Here is a 25034-nt window from a genome sequence, read left to right on the forward strand (position 1 = left end):
GAAACCACACCGAGCCAGACCCTCCGTTCGAGATCAGGCGCTCGTGTTCCAAATCACCTGACGACGGACACTCGGCAGTAACAATCGCCGGTTAAGTGGCAGTCAAACCCGGGTATGGCGCCGCGCGGACGTTAAAGTCCTAATCCGATACCGCCCAAAGGACCTTATCGCAGAAAGAAATCCTTCACCAAGCGGTTGAAATGATCTTTCTTTTCGATCTGGGTCCAATGACCGCATTCACCGTAGACATGCAGTTCCGAATGCTTCAGCAGCTGATGAAGACGCAAGGACGACTCCAGGGGGATGACCGCGTCCTCGCGACCATGGATGATGAGCGCTTGATGAGCCATCTCCGCGATCTTGTCCTCTGGCGTGGACAACGCCGCGACATGGCGCGCGCGTGGCGCCGGGAACATGGCAGAGAAGCTTTCCTGATAGCCCGGACGAATACTGGCGTTGTAGCGCGATTGAATCAGGTCTTCGGTGATGAGGCTTTTGTCATAGGCAAAGCACTCATTCATGATGTCGCGCATGTTTTCAAGACTGGGCTCGTACCCCCAGACGGTGTCCAATCCTTCGGTCAGATCGAACTGAAGGCCCGCCGACCCCATAAGAACTATGCGATCGACCCGGTCGGGGTATCGCGTGGCAATGGCCAGCGTCAGCCCACCGCCGAAGGAATTGCCAACAAAATGCGCCTTTTCAACGCCGGTCGCATCCATGAAGGCAATCGTGTGATCGATCCAGGCATCGGGCGAGTACGTTTCGTTTTCCAGCCGCTCGGTATAGCCAAATCCCATGGCATCCGGGGCCAGGACGCGGAAATCGCTGGCGAGCTCGGGAATCGTCAGCCGCCAGTTGGCATAGCCTGTCACGCCGGGACCTGAGCCGTGCAACAGCATTACGGCCGGGCCCGTTCCTTCTTCCATGTAGTTGGTCTTGCGTCCCGCCGCCTCGATCGTTTTGCCGATTTCTGGATTGCTCATTGTGTGTCTCCTTGTTGTCCCGTTGCGGTTGCGTCGCCTGCAAGGTCGAGCGCGACATCAACGATCATATCTTCCTGACCACCCACCATGCGGCGGCGGCCGAGTTCGTTCAGAATGGTACGGGCATCGATCCCGTATTGCCCGGCAGCGCGCTCCGCGTGCAAAAGGAAGCTCGAATACACACCGCTATACCCCAGAGAGAGCGTTTCACGGTCGACCCGGACCGGGCGCTCTTGCAGGGGGCGGACCAGATCATCAGCGGCGTCCATCAGGGCATTCAGGTTGCATTGCGTGTTGAAACCTTCTCTTTCAAGAACCGCGACAAGCGCTTCGAGAGGCGCGTTGCCTGCCCCTGCCCCCAGCCCGGTCAGAGAGCCGTCGACGCGGTATGCCCCCTCTTCGATGGCAGCGACCGAAATCGCCACACCGAGCGTCAGGTTGTGGTGCGCGTGAATGCCGACCTGGGTTTCAGGTTTCAGGGCCTGACGCAGGGCGCGGGCGCGCGCACGGGCGGAACTGACGGTCAGCGCACCGGCACTGTCGGTCACGTAAACGCAGTGCGCGCCATAGCTTTCCATCAATTGCGCCTGTTCGGCCAGCGCATCGGGCTCATTCATGTGGGCCATCATCAGAAAGCCCGAAACATCCATCCCGATCTCACGTGCGACACCGATATGTTGCTTGGCAATGTCGGCCTCTGTGCAATGGGTGGCGACGCGAACGGATCGCACCCCGGCGGCATAGGCTTCCTTCAAGTCTGCGATTGTTCCGATGCCAGGGACCAGAAGCGTGGTCAGTTTGGCGGTTTTCACCACGTCGGCGGCGGCGGCGATCCAGTCCAGGTCGCTGTGACGTCCAAACCCGTAGTTGAAGCTGGTGCCGTGCAACCCGTCGCCGTGGCTGACCTCAATCGCATCAACACCGGCTGCGTCAAGCGCCGCTGCTACGTCGCGCACCTCTTCGACAGTCAAGTTGTGGCGAACGGCATGCATCCCGTCGCGCAGCGTCACGTCCTGGATATAAAGTTTCCGGGTCATTGCAGGGCCTTCTCTTGCAGGCGGGCGATCTGTTCACCGGTGGCCAATGCCGCCGATGTCATGATGTCCAGATTGCCAGCATATTTCGGCAGATAATGTCCGGCGCCCTCAACTTCGAGAAACACCGAAACCTTCAGCCCGCCTTCAGTCGGGCTGCCGGGGATCCCGGCCAGGTCATTCGGTCCGAGTTTTTCGAACTGGACTTCTTGCTTCAAACGGTAGCCCGGCACATAGGCCCGCACCGCATCGACCATCTGACGCACAGAAACGCGGATAGCTTCGGCGTCGTCGGTCTGGGCCAGGCAATAGACGGTGTCGCGCATCACCAAAGGCGGCTCAGCGGGGTTGAGGATAATGATCGCCTTACCCTCCTTGGCTCCGCCGACCTCGCAAATCGCGCGCGAAGTGGTGTCTGTGAACTCGTCGATATTCGCACGCGTGCCGGGGCCCGCTGATTTCGACGAGATGGAGGCGACAATTTCGGCATAGGGCACGGGTGCCACACGCGAAACCGCGGCCACGATTGGAATGGTGGCCTGGCCACCGCAGGTGACCATATTGAGGTTGGGCGCGTCGAGATGAGCGGACATATTCACCGGCGGCACAACATAGGGACCAATGGCTGCGGGCGTAAGGTCGATAACCCGCTTGCCATCTGCCGTCAGCAATTTGTTGTGGTGCGCGTGGGCCTTGGCCGAGGTTGCATCGAACACCACGGCGATGTCACCGTAGTCCGGCATCTCGCGTAGGCCGTCGATACCTTTGGCCGTGACAGGAACGCCAAGTTTTTCGGCGCGGCGCAATCCATCGGAATCCGGGTCGATGCCGACAAAAGCCGCCAGTTCCAGGACGTCGCTGTTACGCATTAGTTTGATCATAAGATCGGTACCGATATTGCCGGTTCCGATTATGGCAGCCTTGATCTTTGACATTCCGTCACTCCGCAAATGAAACACTGACGTGGCCCAAGCCACCGATGGAGGCTTCGACCGTCGCCTTGCCCGAAACAGGCGCCATCGGACCCAGCGCCCCGGACAAGATGATCTGCCCCGCCCTGATCGGTGTGCCGTTATCCCGCATCTTTTCGGCCAGCCAGGCGACGGCGGTCACAGGGCTGCCCATGCAGGCTGCCCCTGTTCCGGTTGAAACCGATTGCCCGTTCAAGGTCATATCCATCTCGCATCCGGTGAAATCAAAACCCAAGGGCGAGATGGCCGGAGAACCAAGGACCAGCAGCCCGGAGGACGCGTTGTCGGCAATGGTATCAAGCAGGGTGATTTTCCAGTCCGCGATCCGGCTGTCCACAATTTCTATCGCCGGGGCGATAAAGGCGGTGGCGCGCAGAACGTCAGCGGCGTTGGGCTGAGCGATATCGAGGTCTTCGCCCATGATAAAGGCGATCTCGGCCTCAATCTTTGGCTGAAGGACGCGGTCTGCCGCAATCGTTCCGCCATCGCCGATGATCATGTTCGACAAAAGGGTGCCGTAGTCGGGCTGATCGACGCCCATCTGAGCCTGTACCGCTTTTGCGGTCAGCCCGATCTTGTGTCCGATCACTCGGCCACCCTGCGCGAGGCTGCGTTCGATATTGATTTGCTGAACCGCATAGGCGGCGTTGATACCACCGGCGTTCAGATGCGTGTGAATAGGGCCGCAGGGGACCGCATCCCGCTGGGCCTGCCAAAGGGCATCCGCCGCAATGGTGTGTCCATCGTCCTTGGTCATTGGATTTTCGTTTCCTTCTGGTTGATGCCGCGAATTTCTCAGGGGCGTGCAACAATGGGCGCTGCAGTCTGGCGCAGGATCAGCCCGGCGGCATCCTCGGGTAGCGCGCGTTGGATGAAACCGACCGGGTCGTCTTCCATCACGAGGAATGGATAGTCCGTTCCGACGACCATTCTTTCGGCGCCGACAGTGGTTGCCAAGTAGCGAAGCGCCTCTTCGCCGTAGACAATGCTGTCGAAAAAGAACCGTCGCGCCAGCTCGGAGGGGGGGACGGACATGCATTTCTGGATTGGCATGCCCAGCCGATAGGCATGGTCCAACCGGGGGAGGATGGCGGGCAAGGCGCCGCCTCCGTGGGACAGGAGGATGCGGGAATTGGGGTGGGTCTCCAAGACGCCGCTCGTCATCAGCGACACCGCCGCCATGGCAGTTTCGAGCGGAAATATCGCCGTCGCATCGATCCCCGGAATGTTGCCGATACGCTCGGCACCGACCGGGTGAAGCGCATGGACCATGACCGTCATATCCAGCCGCGCGGCTTCGGCAAAGAAGGGCGCGAGGGAAGGATCGCCCAAAGGCGTGCCCATCACGTGGGTCCCGATCTCGACACCGGTCAAGCCTTTGCTGCGCAACGTCGCCAGCTCTTGCACAGCGCGCTCAGGCGTTTGCAACGGCACCATGCCAAAGCCGGAGAACCGATCTGGATGCCGCGCGACAAGCCCTGCGAGAAAGTCGTTGACCGTCTCGCACATCGCCAGCGCACTGTCGCCATCGAACCAATAGGACAAAAGCTCGGGCATGGGCGACAGGACCTGATGGGAGATACCCTTTGCATCCATGTCAGCGATCCGAGATTCGGCGTCCCAAGACCGCCTATCCAGGCGGCGAAACACGTCGCCACCTATCATGATTTGGGCCGTGCCGTCGTCATTGTGATGCACGGAAGGCCAGCGCGGATCGCGCCCGGTGCCGTCGGGAAAATGATCGGGCACGATGTGGGTATGGACATCGATTGCCCCAGATGGCGCGGACTCGGTCAACGGCACTCTTCCTTTGTTGTCATGGGACGGCGCACAAGCCTTTTCCGCCAATGGAGGCCGCCGACCCGCCCGATTAAGCTGCTTTCCGGACCTAGCGTCAGTTTTCCAGGCCGTCGAGGTTGGATTTCGCACCCCACATGCACAGGCTGAACGGTTCAAAGCCGAACTGGCGCTCGCGGTAGGTTTCCTCGTCGACCTCGCTAACACCAACGGAATATTCGAATGTCATGCCGTCGGGGCCTTGGAAATAAAGGAAACGCGCGCCCGAAGTCGGATGACGGCCGGGGCCGAAGACGATCGGGACATTGTGCTCTTTCAGAAGGTGATAGGACCGCATCACGTCATCTGTGGAATCCACCTGGTGATTGATGTGCTGAAGACCACCGCGTTGTGAGGGGACAAGGGCCAGCGTGTGGTGAATCTCGTTCACGCGCAAAAGAGGAACGTCACCGATACGGTCGCTGACGCGCGCATTACACACCTGTGTCCAAAACTGTTCATCGCGCTGGCAATCCTGGCTGAAAATCCCGACGTGGCTGAAACCGGAAATGCCAGCGTCGCGGCTTGGAAAATGCCGTTTGCCCAGAACTTCGGGCCGAACGACCAATTCGATTTTCAGGCCGCTGGGCTCCCGGAACGATATGAAATCCCGCACGTGGCGCGAGTCGCATTCGTCGCGCGTGCCACGGTACACCTCGTTTCCGATCGCTTCCAATGTCGCGGCGGCGCTATCGAGATCATCGTTGCTACTGATTTCGAACCCGACAACGTGATCATTCGGATCCCCGTCATGGTAGTAGAGCGTATGGCCCCTTTCGTCAGATCTGAGATGCCGCGAGTTGCGGCTGCTTTCCGAGACCTCGAGACCAAGAATTCGCGTGGCGAAATCCGTGCTGGTCTGAATATCTTTCGTTCCCAAGCGAACGTAACAGACATCAAGCAGTTCGATCATCGTTTACCTACCTTTCTGGTATCCAAGGAGTGTCACTCCACCCCAGCGCGTTCCGGAATGAGTACGTCCGAATTCCACATGCAGAACGACAGGCGTCCATTGCCGAACTGGCGCGGAATCCAGTCAGAATCGACATGTTTCATTTCGGTCGTATACGATACGATCAGGCCATCCGGACCCTGAAAATAGAGGAAAATCTCGCCGCTCGCTGGATCACGGCCAGGGCCATCGAGAATGCGGACCTGACGATTGGCGAGCAGATATTTACTGCGCATGATATCGTTCAGGTCGCCCACTTCGAAATTGACCGACAACAGGCCACTGGTCTCGCTGGCGTAATAGCCGAGGCGGTGGTGCTGTTCGTCAAAGCCAAGCTGACCACAGTCCCCGGCGAAATCACGCGCCTGGGCGCCAAAGACTTCAATCCAGATGGCCATGTCCCGTTCCGGATCGGGGCTGCGCAAGTCGATCGAGGTGATCGCCTGAATGCCTGCGTCCCGGGCGGGGAAATACCGCTGGCTCTTGTACTCCGGGCGCACCACGATTTCAAACCGGTTCCCGGAATGATCATCAAAGGTCAATGCATCGCGATAAAGCTTGCTCGCGCAATGCTCGGGAGACAACCGCTGCGGATTCAACCCTCGTTCGGTGAGTTTGCCGGTGATATCGTCAAGGTCGGTCTCATAGCGGACGCTCAACCCGACGACGGGTCTGTCGCTCGCACCGGTCGCATCGCATTCCACCGAATACGCCCGCTCGTCCGAACGGAACCGCGCTATGTCATCGCTGCCATCCGCTCGTTGAAGACCGACTGTGTCGCACAGAAACTGGCCGTATTCGTCCAATCCCGTGGCCGGTAGCCGGACAAATCGAAGCTGTTCGATCATTGCCTCGTTATCCCTTTTCCAGTGGCGCCGCGGCTGTGTCCACCGCCTGCGCAATTTGTGTCGTGCCGAGATATGCGCGGATCACCTCGGGGTCTTCCAAGACCTCGCTTGGCGGCCCGTCGCCGATGGAGCGGCCGTAATCCAGTACATGGATCCGGTCCGCAATTGCCGAAACCATCTCCATATCGTGCTCAATCCAGAGCATCGGGATCCCCAGCCGGTTCTTCGCGCTGTCGATATGGTAGGCAAGCTCTTCGCGCTCTTCTTGGGTGAGACCCGCCGAAGGTTCGTCCATCAGGAGGATCTTCGGGTCGGCTACCAATGCGCGACCAAATCCGATAATCTTCTGGATACCGAACGGCAGCCCGCCCACGGGGAGATGGGCCAGATGGGACAGCGAAAGCAGATCGAGCACGTCGTTGACCACGGCCAGATGATCGGCCTCTTCGCGTCGCGCCGAGGGAAGGCGGAGCCATTGTTCTACCAGCGTCGATTTCACGTGATTGTGCCGAGCGACAAGCAGGTTCTCGCGTGCATTCATCCGGGGGATAAGTTCGGCATGCTGAAAGGTGCGTCCGATCCCCAGTTCAGCGATAGCACTGGGTTTCTTGCCAATCAGGGACGTGCCAAGGAAATTGATCTGGCCCGTCGGGCGATAGATCCCGCTGATACAGTTAAAGATACTGGTCTTGCCAGCGCCATTCGGCCCGATCAAAGCCAGAAGTTCGCCTGAGCGCACCCCGAGCGAGACGCGGTTCAGAACAACCAGGCCGCCGAAGTGAAGTTCGATATCCTTGAGTTCAAGATCAAACATTTGCCCGCTCCTCGAACCGACGCCGCGCATTGGCCAGGTAATCGGCCCGCCCGGTGCTTCCCGTGCCAAGGTACAGGTCCAAGACTTTCTGGTTGGATCGAAGATCCTCTGTCGCGCCTTCCAGCTCGACCTTGCCGTTTTCCAGAACGAAGCCGTAGCTGGCCAGAGCAAAGGCAACCGCGGCGCTTTGCTCTACCAGCAGCATGGACAGTTCGGTCTTGGCGTGAACTTCGCGCAACCGTTCGATGATCTCGTCAACAATCACCGGGGCCAGCCCCAGGGACAGCTCATCGATCAACAGCAGTTGCGGCCGGCAGACCAGGGCGCCGCCGATGGCCAGCATCTGGCGTTCGCCCCCGGACAACAGGCCTGCGGGCTTGTTCCTGAGCTTGGCCAGCCGGGGAAAATAGACGAAGATTTCCTCTTCGATCTGCTGCCATTTGGAGCCTTCTTCGCGACTGGTCGCGACGACTTCGAGGTTTTCAGCGACGGTCAGGTTCGTGAAAACCTTGTCACGCTCAGGCACCAGGACGATGCCTTTGTGGATCGTTCGGGGCAATTGCAACCCGGTGATGTCTTCGCCAAGAAAGCGGACCCGGCCGGCATTCACCCGAGCGTTGTCGAGACCGATAAAGCCCGAAATCGCCCTGAGAGTGGTGGATTTTCCGGCCCCGTTGGCCCCGAGAAGCGATGTGATCTGCCCCTTCGCGACCCGCAGGTTGACTCCGTGCAGCGCGAGGATTGAGCGCTGGTAGGTCACTTCGAGATCGGTAATCTCAAGGATGTCGGTCATTGCACGCCCTCCTTTTTCGACTGCGAGCTAAAGCGCGCGACCGTGCGTTTCCAAATTCCGATCAGGCCGCTCGGCTCAAAGACGAGGAACAGGATCATGAGAAGGCCGAATGCCGCGTGCGAGGCCGAGGAGGCCGTCGAGATATCCAGACCGAGGTAGGGCACCGTCTCCATCAACCATTCGATGCAGTATGGAACGAGGGTGACGAATATCGCGCCCAGCAGCGCCCCTGTCAGGCTGCCCATGCCCCCGATGATAATCATCGCGATGTATTGGATGCTCATGAACAGGGTGAAGGCCTCGACAGAGACAAAGCTTTGATAATAGGCGAACAATGCGCCCGAAAACGAAGCGATCCCCGATGTGATGACAAAGGCCAGAAGTTTGTACCGGGCAACCTGGACACCCAGTGCCTCGGCTGCCGTTTCGTTGGCATGCAGTGCTTCCCAGGCGCGTCCGGTCTTGGAATTCAGCAGATTGCTGCAACCCCAATACGTGCCGGCCACCAATAGGAAGAGCGCATAGTACCACGCTTGGCCATCATATAGTTCGTACCCGAAGATCACCGGCGGATCGAGGAAGATCCCCGTCGATGCACCGCTGGCAAATTCGTATTCGCCACCGAGGTAGATGACCACGAAATGCAGCGCCAGGGTGCTCATCGCCAGATAAACGCCGCGCAGCCGCAGGGACGGAAGGCCAAAAATCAGGCCAATCACGGCGCCCGCCACAACTGAAGCGGGGAGCGTGATCCAGATCCCGGCGCCGGTTTCCTTGTAAAGGATCCCGGTGGTAAAGGCGCCAGCCGCCATAAGACCACCATGACCGAGCGAGATCTGCCCCGCAATGCCGGTCAATACCATGAGAGCCAGTGCGCCGATGGCCGCGATGAAAATTTGCGACGCGATGTCGAGGTGAAAGGGTGAGGCGACCAAGGGCACGAGAGCGAGCAGAACGATCAGGCCCATCCAGGCTGTCCTGTTTCCACCATCGCCCTTGGCCACGGCGCGGACAGGTGCGATCTTGCCGATGCCGGTTTCGGTATTAGACACGATTGAGTTCCTCTTTGGTGCCGAACAATCCCCAGGGCCGAACGATCAGAATTGCGATCAGGACGAGGAACGGAACAACATCGGACAGGAGCGGGTTCACGTAATGGATCAAAAGGACCTCGAGAACCGCGATGACACCGGCGCCAATCAATGCGCCGTGCAGGCTGTCCAGCCCGCCGACAAGCGCCGCTGGAAAGGCCTTTAGGCCGATCACCGCCATATTCACGTCGAGACGCGAATCCAGGGCGACCAACACGCCGGCTATCGATCCCGAAAAGGTCGAGAGCGTCCAGGCCAGTGCATAAACAGTGTGCAGGTTGATCCCGCGTTGAGCGGCCAGAAGCGGGTTCTGCCCAGATGCCCGCATCCGCATGCCCCAGCGTGACATATGCAGGAAGGCGAGCAGGCCGAGGTAGACCACCACCGTGCAGATCACGAGCCAGAGAGATGCCGTTGAAACCCGGATCGAGTCGGTGAGGACGACCGATGCGTTTTCAAAGCTGAGCATCGATGCCACGTTAAGCTGCTGCGGGCCCCAGATCAGGACCATCGCGCCGCGCAAAAGAATGCCCAGCGCCACGGTGGTCAGGACAGCCGCCAAAACCGGCTGCCCTGTCATTTCGCGCATCAGCAGAAGATATACTGACAGCCCGACAATGATTGAGAACACTGCGGTCAGGGCGATCGCAATGAGGGGATCCGAGGTGATACCTGCTGACGTAGCAACCAGCAGGTAAGCACCCAGGATCATGAGTTCGCCGTGTGCCAGGTTCAGGACACGACTGACTTTGTACACCAGGACATAGCCGCTCGCGACGAGAGCGTATAATGACGTCAGTACAATAATGTTCGCTACAATTTGCATTATGCGCTCCTATCGCGTCGATGGTCTTACTCGACCTCGTAGGCTTTCCAGTCCCGTGCGATCTCCATCGCGCCCGTCTCGTCGCTCCAACGATAGACGCGGTAGTAGATGGTCTCACGGAAGTGGTTGTTCTCGGTCCATTTGATCGAGCCGCCGCGCAGTCCACGGGTGTCGATCTCGATGTCGCTCATGACAGCATTGATCGCCTCGGCGCTCGTGTCGTCGCCAAGCTTGCCCAGGACTTCCTCAATAACGATACCGCCGAGCCAGCCGTCGACAATCGCCTCGGGATGCAGGTCGACACCGGACTCAGTCACGGCCGCAACCAGGTCTTGCGTCGCTTTGCTGTCTTCAAAGATCATCGCGTTGCTGCCAACGGTGTAGAGACCCGGATCCTTGATTTCCATCATCTCAAGTTCGGCTTCGGCGAGGTGACCGACAAAGGCGTTGCCTTCCCAGCCTTGCTTGCGCAATGCGTCAAAGAAACGGATTTGCACGGACCAGGGCGACCAGGCCAGAACCGCTTCGGCACCGTTCTGGATCAACTTGGTTGCGAATGGCGTGTAGTCCGCGGTGCCGGGCGGTGCGATTTCGATACCAGCCGATTTCATGTCGGCGCCCAGAACGATCCGTTCGGCTTCTTCCATACCAGCGCGCGAGATCGGAATGCCCATTGCGGCAAAACCGACGGTCGCATCACCATCCAGTTCGCGAAGGTAGTCGACCATCGCAATGCTGTCGTGCACAGACGAAAACCCGGTCGAGCAATAGAGAAGAGGCTCGGCGGGTGGCATCGTCTCGGCAGGGCAAACCGAACCGGCGAACAGGATCGGCACACCCTGGCGTGTGGCCTGGCTGATAAGCGGCGCAAAGGTTGCCGAGGTGCTGACCGAGATGATCAACTGCACGTCGTCCTGGGTCAGGAAGCGCTTGCCGTTACTCGCGGCGCGCGACGCGTCACCCTGGTCGTCATAAATGACCAGCGAAACGGTTTTACCGTTGATACCGCCAGCTTCGTTCAGCCGGTCGATGTACAGTTTGAGGCCCTCGGCCGGTGCGGCGTAAGTTCCCGCAGCACCGCCGCTCAGCGCGGCGCTCAGACCGATGACGACTTCGTCGTCCGCGGCCAGCACCGGGCCGGCGGCAACAGTAGCCGCCAGCGTGAATGCCTTGGCAAGATGTCTAATTTTCATTCTCATTCCTCCCTAAAGTGGTTTCGAGTTTTTGTTGGTCTTGTTTGCCGCCGACTATTCAGCGGGCCAGGTTACGCCGTTGTTTCGAAGCAGATCGCGGACCATGGATTTCCAGTGCACGATCATTTCGGCGTATCTTGCGGGGTCGTCTTCCCAGAGCGTCCGCATGGCGTAGCCCCTGACGATGTTGTACGTCATGTAAACGACGGTTTCGGCCAAGGGGCGCGGCATGAATTCCGACATTCTATTGACCCATGCCGTTTCGATCGGCAGGCGGGCATTCCGGGATGCCTGGAGAATTTCGGTCTTCAGTTCGGGATCGGTGTTGGCGGACAAAACAATGTCGAGCACACTGAAAAAGTGGTTCCCGAGAAAGAAGCTTTGCGCATCCTTCAGCATTTCATTGATGATGGCCCCTTGGTCAGTGACCGCGGCGGCACTTTCGACGCTATTGTCCACGGCAAGCTGATAGAGATGCTTGTGAACCGCCAGGATCAGATCGCGCTTGTGCGGATAATGGTGCACCAGGGCGCCGCGTGACACGCCGGCCTCTTGCGCCACGGCTTCAGTGCGAAATCCGGCAAATCCACATTCCCGCAAGACTTCGATCGAGGCTGCCATCAGGCGCGCGCGCATCTCTTCGCTGCGCGCATCCTGCGTTCGCATCCCCGTCGTTGTTTGGGACGACTCTCCGGCAGCAGCGCGGTCGCTTTTACCCTTATGAGAGTTATCAATATTCAACGCAGACTTTCCCATCTTCGACTGAAGCGCGATATGTTTTCAGCGGGATTTCACAAGGGGTCAGGCCGGGTTCCCCGGTGGTCACGTCGAAGGTCCCGAAATGCCATGAGCATTCCACGAATTTCCCACATAGATCACCCTCTTCCGCCAGCGAAGCCTCTCCGTGCGAGCACTGGTCCTGCGTCGCATAAAAGGTTCCCTCAACATTATAGACGGCGATCACATCGCCATTCGGCAGGGTCTCTGCGCGGATCTCGCCTTCGGGCAGATCGTCGGCCGGAAAAAGCGCGATCTTGTTTGTCGTATCTCCGTTCACAGCATCGTGCTCCCGCCATTAACCGAAATGACTTGCCCGGTGATAAAGCTCGCTTCGTCCGACGACAGATAGCTGACCATCGAGGCGACCTCGCTCATTTCAGCTGGTCGGCCCATCGGAATTACACTGAGAAATTTCTCGGCCAGTTTCGGGTCGCGTTCTGTAATCTCGACCATCTGCGGCGTATTCGTGGCGCAGGGCGCAACCGTATTCACGGTAATCCCGTCGCGCGCGTATTCCCGAGCGAGGCCGGTGGACATCCCGTGCATCCCGCCCTTGGCGGCGTTGTAGGCCGCATGGTCCCACAGGCCGTTGCGTACGGAATCAGCCCCGATGTTCACGATCCGACCACCGCCCTGCGCGCGCATCACGGGCAGAGCGTGATAGCTGCACCAGATTGCGGTCCAGAGATTGCGGTCAATGGTTTCGCGAAGGGTATCCGGGGTGTGCTCGGCAAAGGGTTTGATGATTCCGCCGCCAGCATTGTTGACCAGGATGTCGAGCCGTCCGTAAGCGTCGATCGCCGCGTCAATGGCCGCCTTGGCGACAGTTTCATCGGCAAGGTTGCCGGGCACGACGACCGGAGGCTTCCCGTCGACACTGCGTGCGGACATTTCCTCTGCCGCGGCCTTCGCCTCTGCTTCGTCGAAATTGGCGATGACCAGCCGTGCGCCGTCGGCCATCAGGCGTTCGGCGATGACCAACCCGATCCCACGTCCGGCACCCGTTACCAAGGCAACTTTGCCTGTCAATGCGCTGCTCACTTTCAAGTCCTTTCGTTATTCGACGGCGGAGTCGCGGCGGAACCGGGACACCGCCGTCGCCGGGATCACAGGATGATGCTGATCCGGCCCTGGTTGCGCAGACCGTTGGTGTCGAGAACAACACGCTTAGCTTTGATCTTGATGTCGTCGCCGGAAATATCCAGCGTATGCAACAACCTACCAAAGAAGAAGTTGCTGAAATCGTCCTTGGTGCGGTACGTGGTAAAGTTGCACGTAACCTCGACCAGCCCGGCCTCTTGCGACAGAATGCGGACGTTTGAGATCTGATGGCGGGTCTTTGAATGCGGATATTCAGCATGTGCCGTCCGCTTCATCAGACGCTTGACCCGCTCACCCAGCCGGTACCTGTCATCCGCGATGTAAAACAGGTTGTTGGCCGAAGATGCATCTGCCGCGATGTCCGTCGGCGGGATGTCATAGATCGCATCATCCGTGAACAAGTCCAGCCATTCCGGCAGGCGCCATTCGTCCAGAAGCGCGGCCTCCAGATAGAGAAAGTCCTCAACCTCCGGGCGCGTGATCGGCGCGGCGTCGACTGCTTTTAAGGTTTCCACGCTCATGCTCCTACTCCCTGCGCCTGCTCAGAGCCGGTCAACCGGCGATCCCATTCCCGCCAGAACGCACGCATCTGCGCTTCGTCGTCCATCGAGGGTTCGTCGAGCTTCATGCCTTTTGAGATGTCGTTCCACCGCGCTTCCTGACTGTTGCGATAGCCCAGCTGACACTGTTCCAGCGCTTCGACATCGTCCGGAGTGGCAAAGCCGCCTGGCCCGAGGAACTCCAGGAAGTTCGACAGACGGAACTGGCGTGCCGCTTCGCTTTCCTCGCGCGGACCGGCGGCCCAGGCGTTGACGTGAAGCAGGCTGGGCGACTGCGGGAAGAAGGTGCGGATCGTCAAGGACATGATGTCGTTGATGATCAGGTTGGGGAAAATCAGCAGGTTACGGTTCTTGTATGCGATCCGATCCGCCTTTTCCTTGCCATAGAGCTTCTCGTTCCGGGCATTAAGGGCGTCGATCTCGTTCTTGCCTTCTTCGCCCCACAGCGAAATCCACTGACCGGCGGGCCGACCCCAGGGGGCCGTGTATTCGATGACGCCGTGGCCATTGCCAAGGTCCTTGCCGACGCCTTTCAGGCCGACATCCGTGAGGCCGCCTTCCATGGATTTGAGGTAATCCAGGTAGGTCGCATGCGTGCTGACCGCGTGATATCCATCGATGCTGTTCTCGACGAGAAGCTTCCAGTTGGCGTTCATCGCGTATTCTTGCGTCCCGCCGATGACTTCCATGCCGTCAACCGCCTGGTCGCACACGAGGTCGAGGTATTCCTTGGCATTTCCAAGGTACTCTTCGAGCGTGACCGCCTGCGGATCATAGCAAATGAAGTACAGCCCACGGTAGCTTTCCAGACGGGGCACCTGGCGCATGTTGGAATCTGGATCGTCCTTGAAGCCCTGTGCATAGCTGTCTTCGCCCGGCTGGCTTCTCAGCGCGCCGTCCTGACCGAACACCCAGCCGTGATAGAAACACTGGAACGCCTTGGCGTTACCTTTGCGTTCGCGGCACACTTGGGCACCCCGGTGGGGGCAGGAGTTGAACAGAGCGCGCATTTCGCCCTGACGGTCCTTGTTGAAAACGATGCTCCGTCCCCCAACAACGCGGGTCACGAAATCACCAGGTTTCTTCAGCTCGGACTCGTGGCCGAGGTACAGCCAGCACGTCGAAAAAATGCGTTCACGCTCTTTTGCAAACACCTCGGGATCGGTGAAATTGCTTCTGGAGACTTTGAAGAGATGACGCTCGTTGTCGATCATCACCAATGGATCATTACTGTTCGGGTTCATTGCGCATTGTCCTCCTTAGCTTTGTTAGTCAGGCAGGGATGGCCTGTTTGAGTTTGTATGTTGGATCTTCGAGTGCGGACCGGTCCAGATGGACGCCGAGTCCCACCAAACGCCGCAACGCCGCCATGTCCTTGGCTGAATTGATGGTCGTGCCGCCGACGATTTCACCGCCGCGCAAGGAAATGACACTGTAGCGGCCGCTGTCCGGATCACCGCGCACGACGGTCTCGTCACCGATGCTATCGCCCACGACCTGCAGGTTGACGTCATATTGATTGGACCAGAACCAAGGCGGCGGTGTCGACGACAAAGGCGAGCCGGTAATCGTTGAAACGGCAGTCGCCGCCTGCTGATTGGCATTCGCCCAGGTTTCGATCCGCATCCAGCGATTGTGACACCGGCTGAACTGCTCGGTCGCATCGCCGACCGCCAAAACGTTGCTGCGCTCGGTCACGGCATGTTCGTCGACGCGCAATCCCGGCGTATCTTCCGGAAGGCCGATCATCGCGGCGATTCCGCGCGGCGGCTCGACGCCGATCCCGACGATCACCAGATCGGCGCTTTCCACCGACCCGTCGCTCAACGTGACCTCATGGCCAGACGCCGAGACGGGCCTCACGCCATATCGGAAACGCACGCCATTCTTTGCGTGCAGTTGCTCCAGGTACGAGGCCGCTTCGGGCGGCACGCCCCTCTCGAAGAGGCGCGACCCGGCCTCGATCACTGTGACATCGCAAGCCTTTGACGCGGCCGCCGCCACTTCCAAGCCAATGATCCCGCCGCCGACGATCAGGATCTTTCCGCCCAGCGTCAGCCGCTCGCGAATGGCGGCGGCGTCTTCGAGAGTCCGCGCCACATGGATAGGGACCGTCAAGCCGGCAAGCTCTCCACATTGCCGGGCAATGGTGCCGGTCGCCAAAACCAGGTGATCGTAGGAAAGCTCTTCTCCGCCCGCGAGCGCGACGGTCCGAGCCGCCGGATCCGCGTCGACCACGGCACATCCCATCCGCAGGTCGATCTCGGCCGTGCGCCACTCGTCTTCGGGTTTGATGAACTGGAGCGACCAATCCGGATCGCTCAAAACTTCCTTGGACAACTGCGGACGTTCGTAAGGCAGATGCGGTTCAGCCCCGACCAGCGTGATCGGTCCCGCGAACTGCGCGGCACGCAGGCCCAAGGCCACCCGTGCGCCCGCCTGTCCGGCGCCGACAATAACGACGCGCCCGGTCAAGCGCGACCGCCCCAGCCAAAGGCCGCCACATCATGAGAAATGATTCGCATTGTCCCCCCTACCCTTCATCGACTGCCAATCATGCAATCAACTTACTTGCGACAAACTTACAAACAAACTAAGCTGTTTGTCAATGCACGGAAGTCAGGGAGGTTTACGACTATGTCCGGAAGAGTGGAAAACAATACGAAAATTCAAGTTGTTAGCGAGTTTCAAACTTGCGGTCTTGGCGTGTTGCCGCCGCGGATGCCAGATCGCGCCGATCCGCAAGTGCCCGACGACGCGGCACTTGGCGACGTTCGCTACGGTCGAATCGGGCATGTTTATTTCTACGACGAGAACTCAGACGCCTCGGTCGGGATGATCGAAGTCGAGATAAGTGTTCAGCGCCTTGACGATAAAACCTGCCGTGTTGAGGCTTTCGGTGTGGGCGACGGCTTCCAGTCCTGTTCGGCCACTGGGCAGGATGCCCCCCTGACGTTTCAATTGTGCCGCAAGGACGGCACGGTCGTCGCCGAATCGACCTGGGCCTATTCGAAAATTCTCTGCAACTTCGTCGAAGTTCTCACCCACAAGGAAGACTTGGCGATCTCCAAAGCGGATTTCGAGTCCCTCGCGATCGCGGTGCTTCCTGCCGTGAAGGGAACGGTATCCGCCTGCTGATCTGAGACCGGTGCAGACACGGCGGAGCTAGATAGTAGAACGGGCGCGGTTTGGGGCCGCCCCCGGTTAAGTCGCATTGTAGATCGCGTTGGCGGCTGACACTCGCCATATATTAGGCCGCAATGTATTTGGCTGGTGGCAAGCAGCAAGAAGCGCCATTCCGAACGGGTCGCGAGCCTGCGACCTCTGGGGCGAACCGAGTTGTTTCAAACTGTGGGGTTGGGCTGAAATACGCCCGGGCGGCGGCAACCGCCAGTTGAACCCACTGCTCGCCTAGAGGATGACGCCGGGTTTCGCCCCAGCGTCACCTTGCGCTTTGTCACATCCGCTTGGCGACCTCTTCGAGCATGACCTCCGTTGCGCCGCCGCCGATGGCTTGCACGCGGGCGTCGCGCGACATCCGCTCGACAGGAGTTTCGCGCATGTAGCCCATGCCGCCGTGGAACTGCACGCAATCGTAGAGCACTGTGTTCACCAGCTCACCGCAATAGGCTTTGACCATCGAGACTTCTTTCACGCAATCACGGCCTGCCGCGTCCATGCCCGCAGCATGATAGACAAGCTGGCGACCCGCTTCGATCCGGGTCTGACAATCGGCCAGCCGCTGGCGCACCGTCTGCTTGTCCCAGAGCACGCCGCCAAAGGCCTTGCGCTGCTTGACGTAATCCACGGTCATGTCGAGGGCGATCTGGGATTCCGCACAGGCCATGGCGCCGAGCACGATCCGTTCGTTCTGGAAGTTCTTCATCACCGAATAAAAGCCCCGGTTGACCTCGCCCAGCACGTTTTCAGCCGGGACGCGGACATCCTCAAAGATCAGTTCGGCGGTGTCCGAGCAAAGCCAGCCGGTCTTGTTCAACGCCCGGCCAACCGAAAAGCCCGGCGTGCCCTTTTCAATCGCGAACATGGTGATCCCGCGGGAGCCCTTGGCGTCGGGGTCTGTCTTGGCACCGACGAAAAAGATGTCGCCGTGCACGCCGTTGGTGATGAACATCTTGGTGCCGTTCAGCACCCAGTCGGAGCCGTCCTGCACCGCGCGTGTGCGCATGCCGGCCACGTCCGAGCCCGCTCCGGGTTCGGTCACAGCGACGGCGGCGATCTTTTCGCCCGAGGTGATCGAGGGCATCCAGCGGGCCTTCTGTTCCGGCGTGCCGGCGTTCTCCAGATGCGGCGAGGCCATGTCGGTATGCACCAGCACCGTGGCCGAGAAGCCGCCAAAGGTGGAGCGTCCGACCTCTTCAGCCAGCACAACGCTGGCCATGACATCCTGGCCCGCACCGCCGTATTTCTCATCATAGCGCATACCGAGCACGCCCAGATCTCCCATACGACGGAGCACGTCGCGAGGAACCATACCGTCGTTCTCCCAGGCGTCGGCCTTAGCCGTCACCTCGGTTTCGATGAACCGGCGCAATTGGTCGCGGATCATGTCGAGGTCTTCGCTAAATGGTCCTGCGGCTGTAGTGATAGTGTCCTGTCTGGTCATGTCTGGTTCTCCGGATCGAGTTTGATGAGGGGGGTATTCCCGGCGACGGTGTCGCCCGGCGCGCAATAGATTTCGGCCACCACGCCCGAAATGGGGGCGGGCAGGCTTTGCAACAGTTTCATGGCCTCCAGCACCACCAGCGTATCACCGGCGTTTACACGGTCTCCGGGGGCGACACGAATTTCGGCAACCGCGCCGGGCATCGGTGCGCTCAGGGTATCCGCTCCGACCATGCCACCAGCGGCCCTATTCAGGTGCCTGTCCTCCAGGGTATCGAACGCGATGGCCATCATGCCGCTGGATGTCTGCAGATGGACCCGCCAGTGATCGCTGGCGCGCTCGACATGGGCGATGCGTGAGATGGGAACCCCATCGAGACGACCACTCAACCGGCCTCGGATCAGGGTCGCCGCCTCTGCGCGGATGCTCTCGCCCTCCGGCAAATGCGCGGCCAGCTGCACACCATCGGTGCTCACACGGATCGGCATTTCAGCGGACTCCTCCCAATAGGAGGTTGCGCCAGGCCGTCCGGAGGTTGCGGTAAGCCGCCAGGCGCCGAGGCGTTGCCAGGGTGACGCATCCGTCGGGGCCTGATGCAGGTTGAGCGCGATAGCCGCGAGGCCGAGATCACGGGCGTCCGGTTCCGGGCGCACCCACCCATCCGGAAACATTTCGCTCAGCCCCGAGGTATGATGACGAAAGGCCTGAAAATCGGGGTGGGTCAACAAAGCCCGTTGATAGGCCAGGTTCAACCCGACGCCGCCCACGGCAAATTCATCGATGGATGCGACGGCCCGACGGATCGCCCCGGCCCTATCGGGCGCATGGACGATGAGCTTTGCAATCATGGAATCGTAGTTATGTCCGACGACCGAGCCGCGCTCGACCCCGGTGTCCAGCCGCACCCCTGCGGGCGGTTCCCAAAGTGTGATTTGACCGGTTTCCGGAAGAAAATTCTCGGAAGGGTTTTCGGCGGCGACGCGAACCTCGATGGCGTGACCGTCGAATTGCACATCCGATTGGGCGAGCGTCAGGGCCTCTCCGCGGGCGATACGCAACTGCCACTCGACCAGATCGACGCCAGTGATCGCCTCCGCGACCGGATGTTCGACCTGAAGACGGGTGTTCATCTCTAGAAAGTAATATTCGCCGCGCGCCGGGTCATAGAGATATTCCACCGTTCCGGCCGAACGATAGGCGATGGATTGCGCCAGACGGACCGCAGCCATCCGCATGTCGTCGCGCATGGCTTCGGGCAGGTCGGCGGCAGGAGCTTCTTCGATCAGCTTCTGATGGTTGCGCTGGAGAGAGCAGTCGCGATCCCCCAGGTGCAAAACCGTGCCGTGACTGTCGCCCAGGATTTGCACCTCCACATGGCGGGTGCGTGGCGCATAGCGTTCCAGAAAGACAGCCGCGTCGCCAAAGGCACCTTTTGCCTCTGCCCGCGCCGAGGTGATAGCCTCGGGCGCCTCCTTCAGATCGGTGACGAGGCGCATTCCGCGACCCCCGCCCCCGGCGCTGGCCTTGACCAGAAACGGCGTGCCGAGTGCGCGCGCTTCCTCCAGCAGTCGCGCGTCGGATTGATCCGCGCCCCGATAGCCGGGCAGCACCGGCACGCGGGCCTCCTCGGCAGCGGCCTTGGCTTCGATCTTCGATCCCATGCGGGCGATGGCGTCAGCTTCCGGCCCGATGAACACCAGGCCCGCCGCTTCGACAGCCGCCGCGAAACCGGCGTTCTCGGACAGGAACCCATATCCCGGATGGACCGCGCCTGCGCCGGTCGCACGGGCCGCTTCGAGGATCGCCTCGATGTTCAGGTAGCTTTCCGACGGGGCGGCCCCGCCGATGCAGACAGCGTGATCCGCATCGATGACAAAGGGGGCGTCGCGATCAGCCTCGGAAAACACCGCCACGCTTTCCAGTCCCAGCTTGCCACAGCCACGCTGGATCCGGCGGGCAATTTCACCCCGGTTTGCGATCAGGACACGGGTAAAGGTCATTTCACCCGCCAGGACGGCACGCCCTTGTTGATGAAGCTGTTGATCCCCTCGATGCCTTCGTCGGTTTCCCAGGCATCGGCGAGCCGGTCGGCCGTGTAAATCATGTTGGTTTCGAGATCATGCGCCGCGACATAGGCAACCAGCGCCTTGGTGTCGGCCACAGCCCCGGGCGCGGCCTGAAGGTGATCGTGCACGACCCGCTCGACTGCGGCGTCAAGGTCATCGGGCGCGGCGACTTCGGTCAGCAACCCGATCCGTTCGGCCCGGGTCGTGTCAAAGAGCGCACCCGACAACATGGTTTCGCGCGAGTGAACCTTGCCGATGCGGGCCACGACGTAGGGCGAGATATTTGCCGGCAGCAGACCCAGCTTCACCTCGGTCAAGCCAAAGCGCGCGCCTTCGGCACCGATGGTATAGTCACAGACCGAAATCATGCCGACACCGCCACCATAGGCCGGGCCATTGATGCGCCCGATCAGGGGCTTGGGCAATGTGTCGAGACGGCGCAGCAGACGCGCCAAGGTGGCGCTCTGGTCGACGCGCTGTTCACGGGTTTTGTCGATATTCGACGCGAACCAGTTGAAGTCCCCACCGGCGCAGAAGCTCTTGCCATTGCCGGTCAGGATCACGATGCGGACCTTGTCATCCACGGCCAGCTTTTCAGCAACATCCGAGAGTTCGGTGATCAGATCACCGTTCAGAGCATTGTGCTTTTCGGGACGGTTCAGGGTCACAGTGGCGACGCCGCGGTCGTCGGTTTCGAGAAGGATGGTCTTGTAGGTCTGGGTCATCTCGTAGCCTCACATTCTAAATACAGGTGTATGGCGCCCGGCCTCGGGCACCGATGTCACGATGGCGAGGCATAGGCCCAGGATATCGCGTGTCTGGCCAGGCTCGATCAGCCCGTCATCCCAAAGGCGCGAGGTGGCGTAATAGGGGTCGGATTGTTCGCCGTACTGGGCGCGCACCCCGGCCTCGATCTGTGTCAGGTCGGCCTGCATCTGGTTGGGATCGCCGCCCTTTTGGCGACGCAACTCCAACATCACATTGGTGGCGATGTCGGCGGACATTGTCGCCAGCTCCGCGGTCGGCCAGGCAAAGAGGAAGTTTGGCGCAAAGCCGCGCCCGCACATGCCATAGTTCCCTGCGCCGTAAGACCCCCCCAGAAGCACCGAGAGGCGCGGCACCTTGGCCACCGACATGGCATAGACCAGCTTTGCGCTGTCCTTGGCGATGCCGCCACGTTCCGCTTCGGTGCCGACCATGAAGCCCGAGATGTTGTGCAGGAACAGCAGCGGGATATTTCGCTGGTCGCACATGGATACGAATTGTGCCCCCTTCAGCGCGCTGTCGGACAAAAGGGCTCCGTTATTGGCAAGGATCCCGACACGGTAGCCATGGATCCGCGCGGTGCCGCAGACCAGCGTCTCGCCCCAACCGGGTTTGAATTCACGGAATTCGCCCGCGTCGATCATGCGTAGCAAAACCTCGCGCATGTCGTAGGGTTGCTTGCGATCTGCACTGACCACGCCCAGCAGTTCTTCGGGATCATGCGCAGGCGCTGCCGGGGCTGCGTCGGGTTGCATGGGGCGCGCCTGACCCAGTTCGGCGACAATATCGCGCATCAAAGCCAAGGCGTGATGCTCATCCTCGGCCAGGTGGTCCGACACGCCGGAGACGCGCGAATGCATCTCGGCGCCACCCAGCGTTTCGCCATCCGCCTCTTCGTTGATCGCAACCTTGACGATGGAGGGGCCGCCCAAATGGATGCGCGCGTTGCCACGCACCATGATGACCTCGTCGGACAGGGCGGGAATATAGGCTCCACCGGCCGTGCATCCACCGAAGACCGCCGAGATTTGCGGCAGGCCCGAGGCCGACATATTGGTCTGGCGATAAAACGAATTGCCGAAGTGCCGCGCATCGGGAAAAACGCGGTCCTGTTCGGGAAGGTAGGCGCCGCCGCAATCCACGAGATAGAGGCAAGGCATACGATTTTCCGCCGCGATCTCTTGCGCGCGGATATGTTTTTGCACCGTCTCGTGATAGAAGGAGCCGCCCTTCACCGTCGCATCGTTGGCGATGAGCATGCAGGGCAGATCGTGGACAATTCCGATGCCTGTGACGATCCCGGCACCGGGAACCTCACCGCCGTATTGCCCATAGGCCGCCAGCGAAGACAGCTCCATGAAAGCGGTTCCGGGATCGACCAGCAGATCGATCCGTTCGCGCACCAATAGTTTGTCACGCTTGCGGTGGCGGGCGACCATATCGGGTCGCCCGCCACCGGTTGCCTCGGCGATACGTTGGCGCAGGGTTTCGACACGCTCGCTTTGCGCGGCATGATTTTGCGCAAAGGCCTCGGAGGATATCACCACCGCTGATTCAAGACGGGCCATTCAAGAGTCTCCCGGGACCAGGTTACCACACAAGAGCACGCAAGACAGGTGTCTGACGTCAGCACCCATGGGACAGTTTAGGCATATTGCTGGTGATCATCGTGGAGCCGCGCTCGTAGCGCTGCGAGATCAGTTCGAACAACAGCTCGGCACCGGTTTTGGACAGGGGCACAAAACCCAGTTCGTCGATGACCAGCAATTTGACGCCGGCCAGCTGCCTTTGCAGGCGGAGCAGGCGGCGTTCGTCGCGGGCTTCCATCATCTCGTTGACCAGCGTCGCGGCGGTGGTGAAGCTGACCGTGAGGCCCTTCTGGCAGGCCGCCAGCCCAAGTCCAAGGGCAACATGGGTCTTGCCTGTGCCGCTGGGCCCCAAGGCGATGACGTTCTCGCGCCGGTCGATCCAGTTGCAGCGAGCCAGTTCCAGCACCTGCATCTTGTTGAGCTTTGGGATCGCCTTGAAGTCGAAGCTGTCCAGGCTCTTGGTGGCCGGGAACTTCGCGGCCTTGATACGCCGCTCGATCATCCGCCGCTCACGGTCGATCAATTCCAACTCGACCAGACGCGCCAGGAACTGGACATGATCCAGTCCCTCGGCGGAGCATTGGCGGGCGAGCTTGTCGTATTCCCGCAAGAAGGTCGGCAGCTTCAGCGTCTTGAGGTGATCCGCGAGCAGGATCTTCGGGGCCACGGTCATGCTGTACCCTCCGACATCAGGGCCATATAGCTGGCTGCGGACGTGGTCTCGACGTTCGCCCGCGGCAGGTATGGGTAGACATCGAGATCCAGCTTCGGCGGTCGTTTCTCGACATGGCAGAGGACGAGGTGCTTGACGGCATCGAAGCCGACCGCCCCCAATTGCAGGGCCTTCTTCACGGCAGCATGCAGGTCGTCGATGTCGAAGGTCTCGACCAGGCGCAGAACCTGGACATACTCGCGGCGCCCGGCCTTGATCATTCGCGCTTCCATCAGGCGGCGTAGGGTCGCGAACTCGGGCGGCAGGTCCCATTCAGCCAGCGGGGCCGCTTGATCTAGGGCGTTGATCTTACGCTCGATCAGCGGAAGATAATGCACCGGATCGAACACCATGTCCTCGCGGTCGTAGCAGCGGGGATGGCGTGCAATCACCTCGCCACCGCAGCCGATCACGACCACGTCGACATAGCCCCGGATCCAGACATCACGGTGGCCGTAGGCGACGGGCACCGAGTAATCATTGGTTTTGTAGCGCACCAGCGCCTGCGAACTGACCCTTCCGGTGGCTTGATCGCAGGCATCAAACGGCGCCGCCGGAAGGTCGGACATCGCGACCAGATCACGCACGAGGCGTTGACCGATCGTTTCCGACTGGCCGCGCAGGAGATCCGCTTGGCGCTTGCTGCATTGCTTTTCCAAGTAATCGTTGAACGCGTCCCATGTCGCAAACCGTGGGATTGGCACCATGAAGTTGCGGCGGGAATATCCGACCAGCCCTTCCACATTGCCCTTGTCATTGCCCTTGCCGGGCCGGCCATAGCGGTCTCGAAACAGGTAGTGCGACAGAAACCCGCTGAAGAGCGTAGCCCGCTGGCGCGTTCCATCAGGCAGGATCTTCGCAACCAGACAGCGGTCGTTGTCGTAGAGGACCGACGCAGGCACCTTGCCGAAGAACGCAAACGCATGAACGTGGCCGTCAACCCAGGCTTCCGCCGTCGCCCCCGGATACGCCCGCACGAAGCAGGCATCACTGTGCGGCAGGTCCATGACGAAGAAATGCGCCTTTTGCTCTACACCGCCGATGACAACTACCGCCTCGCCAAAATCGGCTTGGGCGTGCCCGGGCGGGTGCGCCAGCGGCACAAACATCTCGCGACCGCACCGTTCGCGCTGCCGCATGTAATCCTTCATGTCGCGTTGCCTTTAAATCGGTTCTGCCTCAATCTGTGTGGCGCAACTATCCTGAGACTGGAAAATTCAGGAGGGGTAGTCGTGATTTCAAAGAAGCACTGGTCGCCCGGGAGCGATGTTTCGATTCAAAGCGTTGAGCGTAGTGATACCGGCGGGTGGCTTGTATCCGGCATTCTGACACCAAGAGGCATCTGCCCCGACTGTGGTTTGCATTCTCGACGACGTCATGGATGGCGGTATCGGCGGCTGCAGGATTTTCCCGCACATGGAGACGGGGTCACATTGGCACTCCAGGTTTGCCGCTGGCGATGCTTGGCTTCCGCTTGCCCTCGCCGGACGTTT

At 60.3% G+C, this 25034-nt stretch carries 25 protein-coding genes and 1 pseudogene; 2 read left to right on the forward strand and 24 right to left on the reverse strand.

The features are described 5' to 3' along the window. Positions 1 to 164: 164 nt before the first annotated feature. The 18 genes from BMW90_RS20795 to BMW90_RS20880 all read right to left on the reverse strand — a co-directional run bounded on the left by BMW90_RS20795 (position 165) and on the right by BMW90_RS20880 (position 16260). Positions 165 to 986, reverse strand: coding sequence for an alpha/beta fold hydrolase (locus BMW90_RS20795; protein ID WP_074838788.1), 822 nt, complete (start codon positions 984 to 986; stop codon positions 165 to 167). Beyond that, positions 983 to 2023: a 4-hydroxy-2-oxovalerate aldolase gene (dmpG, locus tag BMW90_RS20800; protein ID WP_074838791.1), complete on the reverse strand. Its 1041-nt coding sequence runs from the start codon at positions 2021 to 2023 to the stop codon at positions 983 to 985. The genes BMW90_RS20795 and dmpG overlap by 4 nt, the downstream gene beginning before the upstream one ends. Beyond that, on the reverse strand, positions 2020 to 2955 hold the full coding sequence (locus tag BMW90_RS20805; protein ID WP_074838794.1) for an acetaldehyde dehydrogenase (acetylating): 936 nt from the start codon (positions 2953 to 2955) through the stop codon (positions 2020 to 2022). The genes dmpG and BMW90_RS20805 overlap by 4 nt, the downstream gene beginning before the upstream one ends. A gap of 4 nt (positions 2956 to 2959) precedes the next feature. After that, positions 2960 to 3748 (reverse strand): 2-keto-4-pentenoate hydratase, encoded by a 789-nt coding sequence (locus BMW90_RS20810; protein ID WP_074838796.1) that lies wholly within the window; start codon positions 3746 to 3748, stop codon positions 2960 to 2962. Positions 3749 to 3786: 38 nt separating this feature from the next. Next, positions 3787 to 4788, reverse strand: coding sequence for an amidohydrolase family protein (locus BMW90_RS20815; protein WP_074838799.1), 1002 nt, complete (start codon positions 4786 to 4788; stop codon positions 3787 to 3789). A gap of 97 nt (positions 4789 to 4885) precedes the next feature. Beyond that, positions 4886 to 5740: a VOC family protein gene (locus tag BMW90_RS20820; RefSeq protein WP_074838803.1), complete on the reverse strand. Its 855-nt coding sequence runs from the start codon at positions 5738 to 5740 to the stop codon at positions 4886 to 4888. Between the two features lie 32 nt (positions 5741 to 5772). Then, the gene (locus BMW90_RS20825; RefSeq protein WP_074838806.1) at positions 5773 to 6627 is read right to left on the reverse strand and encodes a VOC family protein; all 855 of its coding nucleotides are present in this window, start codon (positions 6625 to 6627) and stop codon (positions 5773 to 5775) included. Positions 6628 to 6634: 7 nt separating this feature from the next. Beyond that, on the reverse strand, positions 6635 to 7441 hold the full coding sequence (locus BMW90_RS20830) for an ABC transporter ATP-binding protein (RefSeq protein ID WP_074838809.1): 807 nt from the start codon (positions 7439 to 7441) through the stop codon (positions 6635 to 6637). Continuing rightward, on the reverse strand, positions 7434 to 8234 hold the full coding sequence (locus BMW90_RS20835) for an ABC transporter ATP-binding protein (protein ID WP_074838811.1): 801 nt from the start codon (positions 8232 to 8234) through the stop codon (positions 7434 to 7436). The genes BMW90_RS20830 and BMW90_RS20835 overlap by 8 nt, the downstream gene beginning before the upstream one ends. Next, complete coding sequence (locus tag BMW90_RS20840; RefSeq protein WP_139211498.1) at positions 8231 to 9286, reverse strand: branched-chain amino acid ABC transporter permease; 1056 nt, start codon at positions 9284 to 9286, stop codon at positions 8231 to 8233. Before BMW90_RS20840 ends, BMW90_RS20835 begins: the two co-directional genes overlap by 4 nt. Continuing rightward, positions 9279 to 10151 (reverse strand): branched-chain amino acid ABC transporter permease, encoded by an 873-nt coding sequence (locus BMW90_RS20845; RefSeq protein WP_074838816.1) that lies wholly within the window; start codon positions 10149 to 10151, stop codon positions 9279 to 9281. Before BMW90_RS20845 ends, BMW90_RS20840 begins: the two co-directional genes overlap by 8 nt. 26 nt (positions 10152 to 10177) lie before the next feature. After that, positions 10178 to 11344, reverse strand: coding sequence for an ABC transporter substrate-binding protein (locus BMW90_RS20850; RefSeq protein WP_074838819.1), 1167 nt, complete (start codon positions 11342 to 11344; stop codon positions 10178 to 10180). 54 nt (positions 11345 to 11398) lie between these two features. Next, entirely contained in the window at positions 11399 to 12085 is a 687-nt protein-coding gene (locus tag BMW90_RS20855) for a TetR/AcrR family transcriptional regulator (protein WP_170850597.1), read from the reverse strand. Beyond that, positions 12075 to 12401: a non-heme iron oxygenase ferredoxin subunit gene (locus BMW90_RS20860; RefSeq protein ID WP_083416143.1), complete on the reverse strand. Its 327-nt coding sequence runs from the start codon at positions 12399 to 12401 to the stop codon at positions 12075 to 12077. Before BMW90_RS20860 ends, BMW90_RS20855 begins: the two co-directional genes overlap by 11 nt. Then, positions 12398 to 13165, reverse strand: coding sequence for an SDR family NAD(P)-dependent oxidoreductase (locus tag BMW90_RS20865; protein WP_211568985.1), 768 nt, complete (start codon positions 13163 to 13165; stop codon positions 12398 to 12400). The genes BMW90_RS20860 and BMW90_RS20865 overlap by 4 nt, the downstream gene beginning before the upstream one ends. Before the next feature lie 65 nt (positions 13166 to 13230). Next, positions 13231 to 13746: an aromatic-ring-hydroxylating dioxygenase subunit beta gene (locus BMW90_RS20870; protein WP_074838825.1), complete on the reverse strand. Its 516-nt coding sequence runs from the start codon at positions 13744 to 13746 to the stop codon at positions 13231 to 13233. Continuing rightward, positions 13743 to 15029 carry an aromatic ring-hydroxylating oxygenase subunit alpha gene (locus BMW90_RS20875; RefSeq protein WP_074838828.1) on the reverse strand — a complete coding sequence of 429 codons (1287 nt, stop codon included), beginning with the start codon at positions 15027 to 15029 and terminating at the stop codon, positions 13743 to 13745. The genes BMW90_RS20870 and BMW90_RS20875 overlap by 4 nt, the downstream gene beginning before the upstream one ends. Before the next feature lie 28 nt (positions 15030 to 15057). Next, positions 15058 to 16260, reverse strand: coding sequence for an NAD(P)/FAD-dependent oxidoreductase (locus BMW90_RS20880; protein ID WP_074838830.1), 1203 nt, complete (start codon positions 16258 to 16260; stop codon positions 15058 to 15060). 162 nt (positions 16261 to 16422) lie between these two features. On the opposite strand from BMW90_RS20880, the gene BMW90_RS20885 reads away from it, so the two are divergent. After that, positions 16423 to 16923 (forward strand): hypothetical protein, encoded by a 501-nt coding sequence (locus BMW90_RS20885; protein WP_139211499.1) that lies wholly within the window; start codon positions 16423 to 16425, stop codon positions 16921 to 16923. 319 nt (positions 16924 to 17242) lie between these two features. Here the strand turns inward: BMW90_RS20885 and BMW90_RS20890 are convergent, their stop codons facing one another. From BMW90_RS20890 to istA, 6 genes and pseudogenes are all read right to left on the reverse strand, one after another. Then, positions 17243 to 18409, reverse strand: a complete 1167-nt coding sequence (locus BMW90_RS20890; protein WP_074838835.1) for an acyl-CoA dehydrogenase family protein — start codon at positions 18407 to 18409, stop codon at positions 17243 to 17245. Continuing rightward, positions 18406 to 20409: an acetyl/propionyl/methylcrotonyl-CoA carboxylase subunit alpha gene (locus BMW90_RS20895; RefSeq protein WP_074838838.1), complete on the reverse strand. Its 2004-nt coding sequence runs from the start codon at positions 20407 to 20409 to the stop codon at positions 18406 to 18408. Before BMW90_RS20895 ends, BMW90_RS20890 begins: the two co-directional genes overlap by 4 nt. Then, positions 20406 to 21200, reverse strand: coding sequence for a crotonase/enoyl-CoA hydratase family protein (locus BMW90_RS20900; protein ID WP_074838840.1), 795 nt, complete (start codon positions 21198 to 21200; stop codon positions 20406 to 20408). Before BMW90_RS20900 ends, BMW90_RS20895 begins: the two co-directional genes overlap by 4 nt. A 9-nt stretch (positions 21201 to 21209) precedes the next feature. Further along, positions 21210 to 22808, reverse strand: a complete 1599-nt coding sequence (locus BMW90_RS20905; RefSeq protein ID WP_074838843.1) for an acyl-CoA carboxylase subunit beta — start codon at positions 22806 to 22808, stop codon at positions 21210 to 21212. Positions 22809 to 22866: 58 nt separating this feature from the next. Then, the gene (istB, locus tag BMW90_RS20910; protein ID WP_455906602.1) at positions 22867 to 23502 is read right to left on the reverse strand and encodes an IS21-like element helper ATPase IstB; all 636 of its coding nucleotides are present in this window, start codon (positions 23500 to 23502) and stop codon (positions 22867 to 22869) included. Continuing rightward, positions 23499 to 24692, reverse strand: a pseudogene (gene istA / locus BMW90_RS20915) (IS21 family transposase); the annotation flags it as partial. The pseudogene istA and the gene istB, both read right to left, overlap by 4 nt. 81 nt (positions 24693 to 24773) lie before the next feature. On the opposite strand from istA, the gene BMW90_RS27300 reads away from it, so the two are divergent. After that, a partial coding sequence (locus BMW90_RS27300) for a transposase family protein (protein ID WP_170850599.1) occupies positions 24774 to 25034 on the forward strand: 261 nt, incomplete at its 3' end.

The sequence above is a fragment of the Marinovum algicola genome, assembly GCF_900109145.1.
Taxonomy (GTDB): Bacteria; Pseudomonadota; Alphaproteobacteria; order Rhodobacterales; family Rhodobacteraceae; genus Marinovum; species Marinovum algicola.

Excerpts from the sequence above, each read along its gene's own strand:
- BMW90_RS20895 (WP_074838838.1), bottom strand. The coding sequence starts at position 20,409 with ATGACCTTTACCCGTGTCCTGATCGCAAACCGGGGTGAAATTGCCCGC.
- BMW90_RS20870 (WP_074838825.1), bottom strand. The coding sequence starts at position 13,746 with ATGAGCGTGGAAACCTTAAAAGCAGTCGACGCCGCGCCGATCACGCGC.
- BMW90_RS20820 (WP_074838803.1), bottom strand. The coding sequence starts at position 5,740 with ATGATCGAACTGCTTGATGTCTGTTACGTTCGCTTGGGAACGAAAGAT.
- istB (WP_455906602.1), bottom strand. The coding sequence starts at position 23,502 with ATGACCGTGGCCCCGAAGATCCTGCTCGCGGATCACCTCAAGACGCTG.
- BMW90_RS20825 (WP_074838806.1), bottom strand. The coding sequence starts at position 6,627 with ATGATCGAACAGCTTCGATTTGTCCGGCTACCGGCCACGGGATTGGAC.
- BMW90_RS20845 (WP_074838816.1), bottom strand. The coding sequence starts at position 10,151 with ATGCAAATTGTAGCGAACATTATTGTACTGACGTCATTATACGCTCTC.
- dmpG (WP_074838791.1), bottom strand. The coding sequence starts at position 2,023 with ATGACCCGGAAACTTTATATCCAGGACGTGACGCTGCGCGACGGGATG.
- BMW90_RS20805 (WP_074838794.1), bottom strand. The coding sequence starts at position 2,955 with ATGTCAAAGATCAAGGCTGCCATAATCGGAACCGGCAATATCGGTACC.
- BMW90_RS20830 (WP_074838809.1), bottom strand. The coding sequence starts at position 7,441 with ATGTTTGATCTTGAACTCAAGGATATCGAACTTCACTTCGGCGGCCTG.
- BMW90_RS20875 (WP_074838828.1), bottom strand. The coding sequence starts at position 15,029 with ATGAACCCGAACAGTAATGATCCATTGGTGATGATCGACAACGAGCGT.
- BMW90_RS20795 (WP_074838788.1), bottom strand. The coding sequence starts at position 986 with ATGAGCAATCCAGAAATCGGCAAAACGATCGAGGCGGCGGGACGCAAG.
- BMW90_RS20885 (WP_139211499.1), top strand. The coding sequence starts at position 16,423 with ATGTCCGGAAGAGTGGAAAACAATACGAAAATTCAAGTTGTTAGCGAG.
- BMW90_RS20835 (WP_074838811.1), bottom strand. The coding sequence starts at position 8,234 with ATGACCGACATCCTTGAGATTACCGATCTCGAAGTGACCTACCAGCGC.
- BMW90_RS20810 (WP_074838796.1), bottom strand. The coding sequence starts at position 3,748 with ATGACCAAGGACGATGGACACACCATTGCGGCGGATGCCCTTTGGCAG.
- BMW90_RS20900 (WP_074838840.1), bottom strand. The coding sequence starts at position 21,200 with ATGACCCAGACCTACAAGACCATCCTTCTCGAAACCGACGACCGCGGC.
- BMW90_RS20850 (WP_074838819.1), bottom strand. The coding sequence starts at position 11,344 with ATGAAAATTAGACATCTTGCCAAGGCATTCACGCTGGCGGCTACTGTT.
- BMW90_RS20905 (WP_074838843.1), bottom strand. The coding sequence starts at position 22,808 with ATGGCCCGTCTTGAATCAGCGGTGGTGATATCCTCCGAGGCCTTTGCG.
- BMW90_RS20890 (WP_074838835.1), bottom strand. The coding sequence starts at position 18,409 with ATGACCAGACAGGACACTATCACTACAGCCGCAGGACCATTTAGCGAA.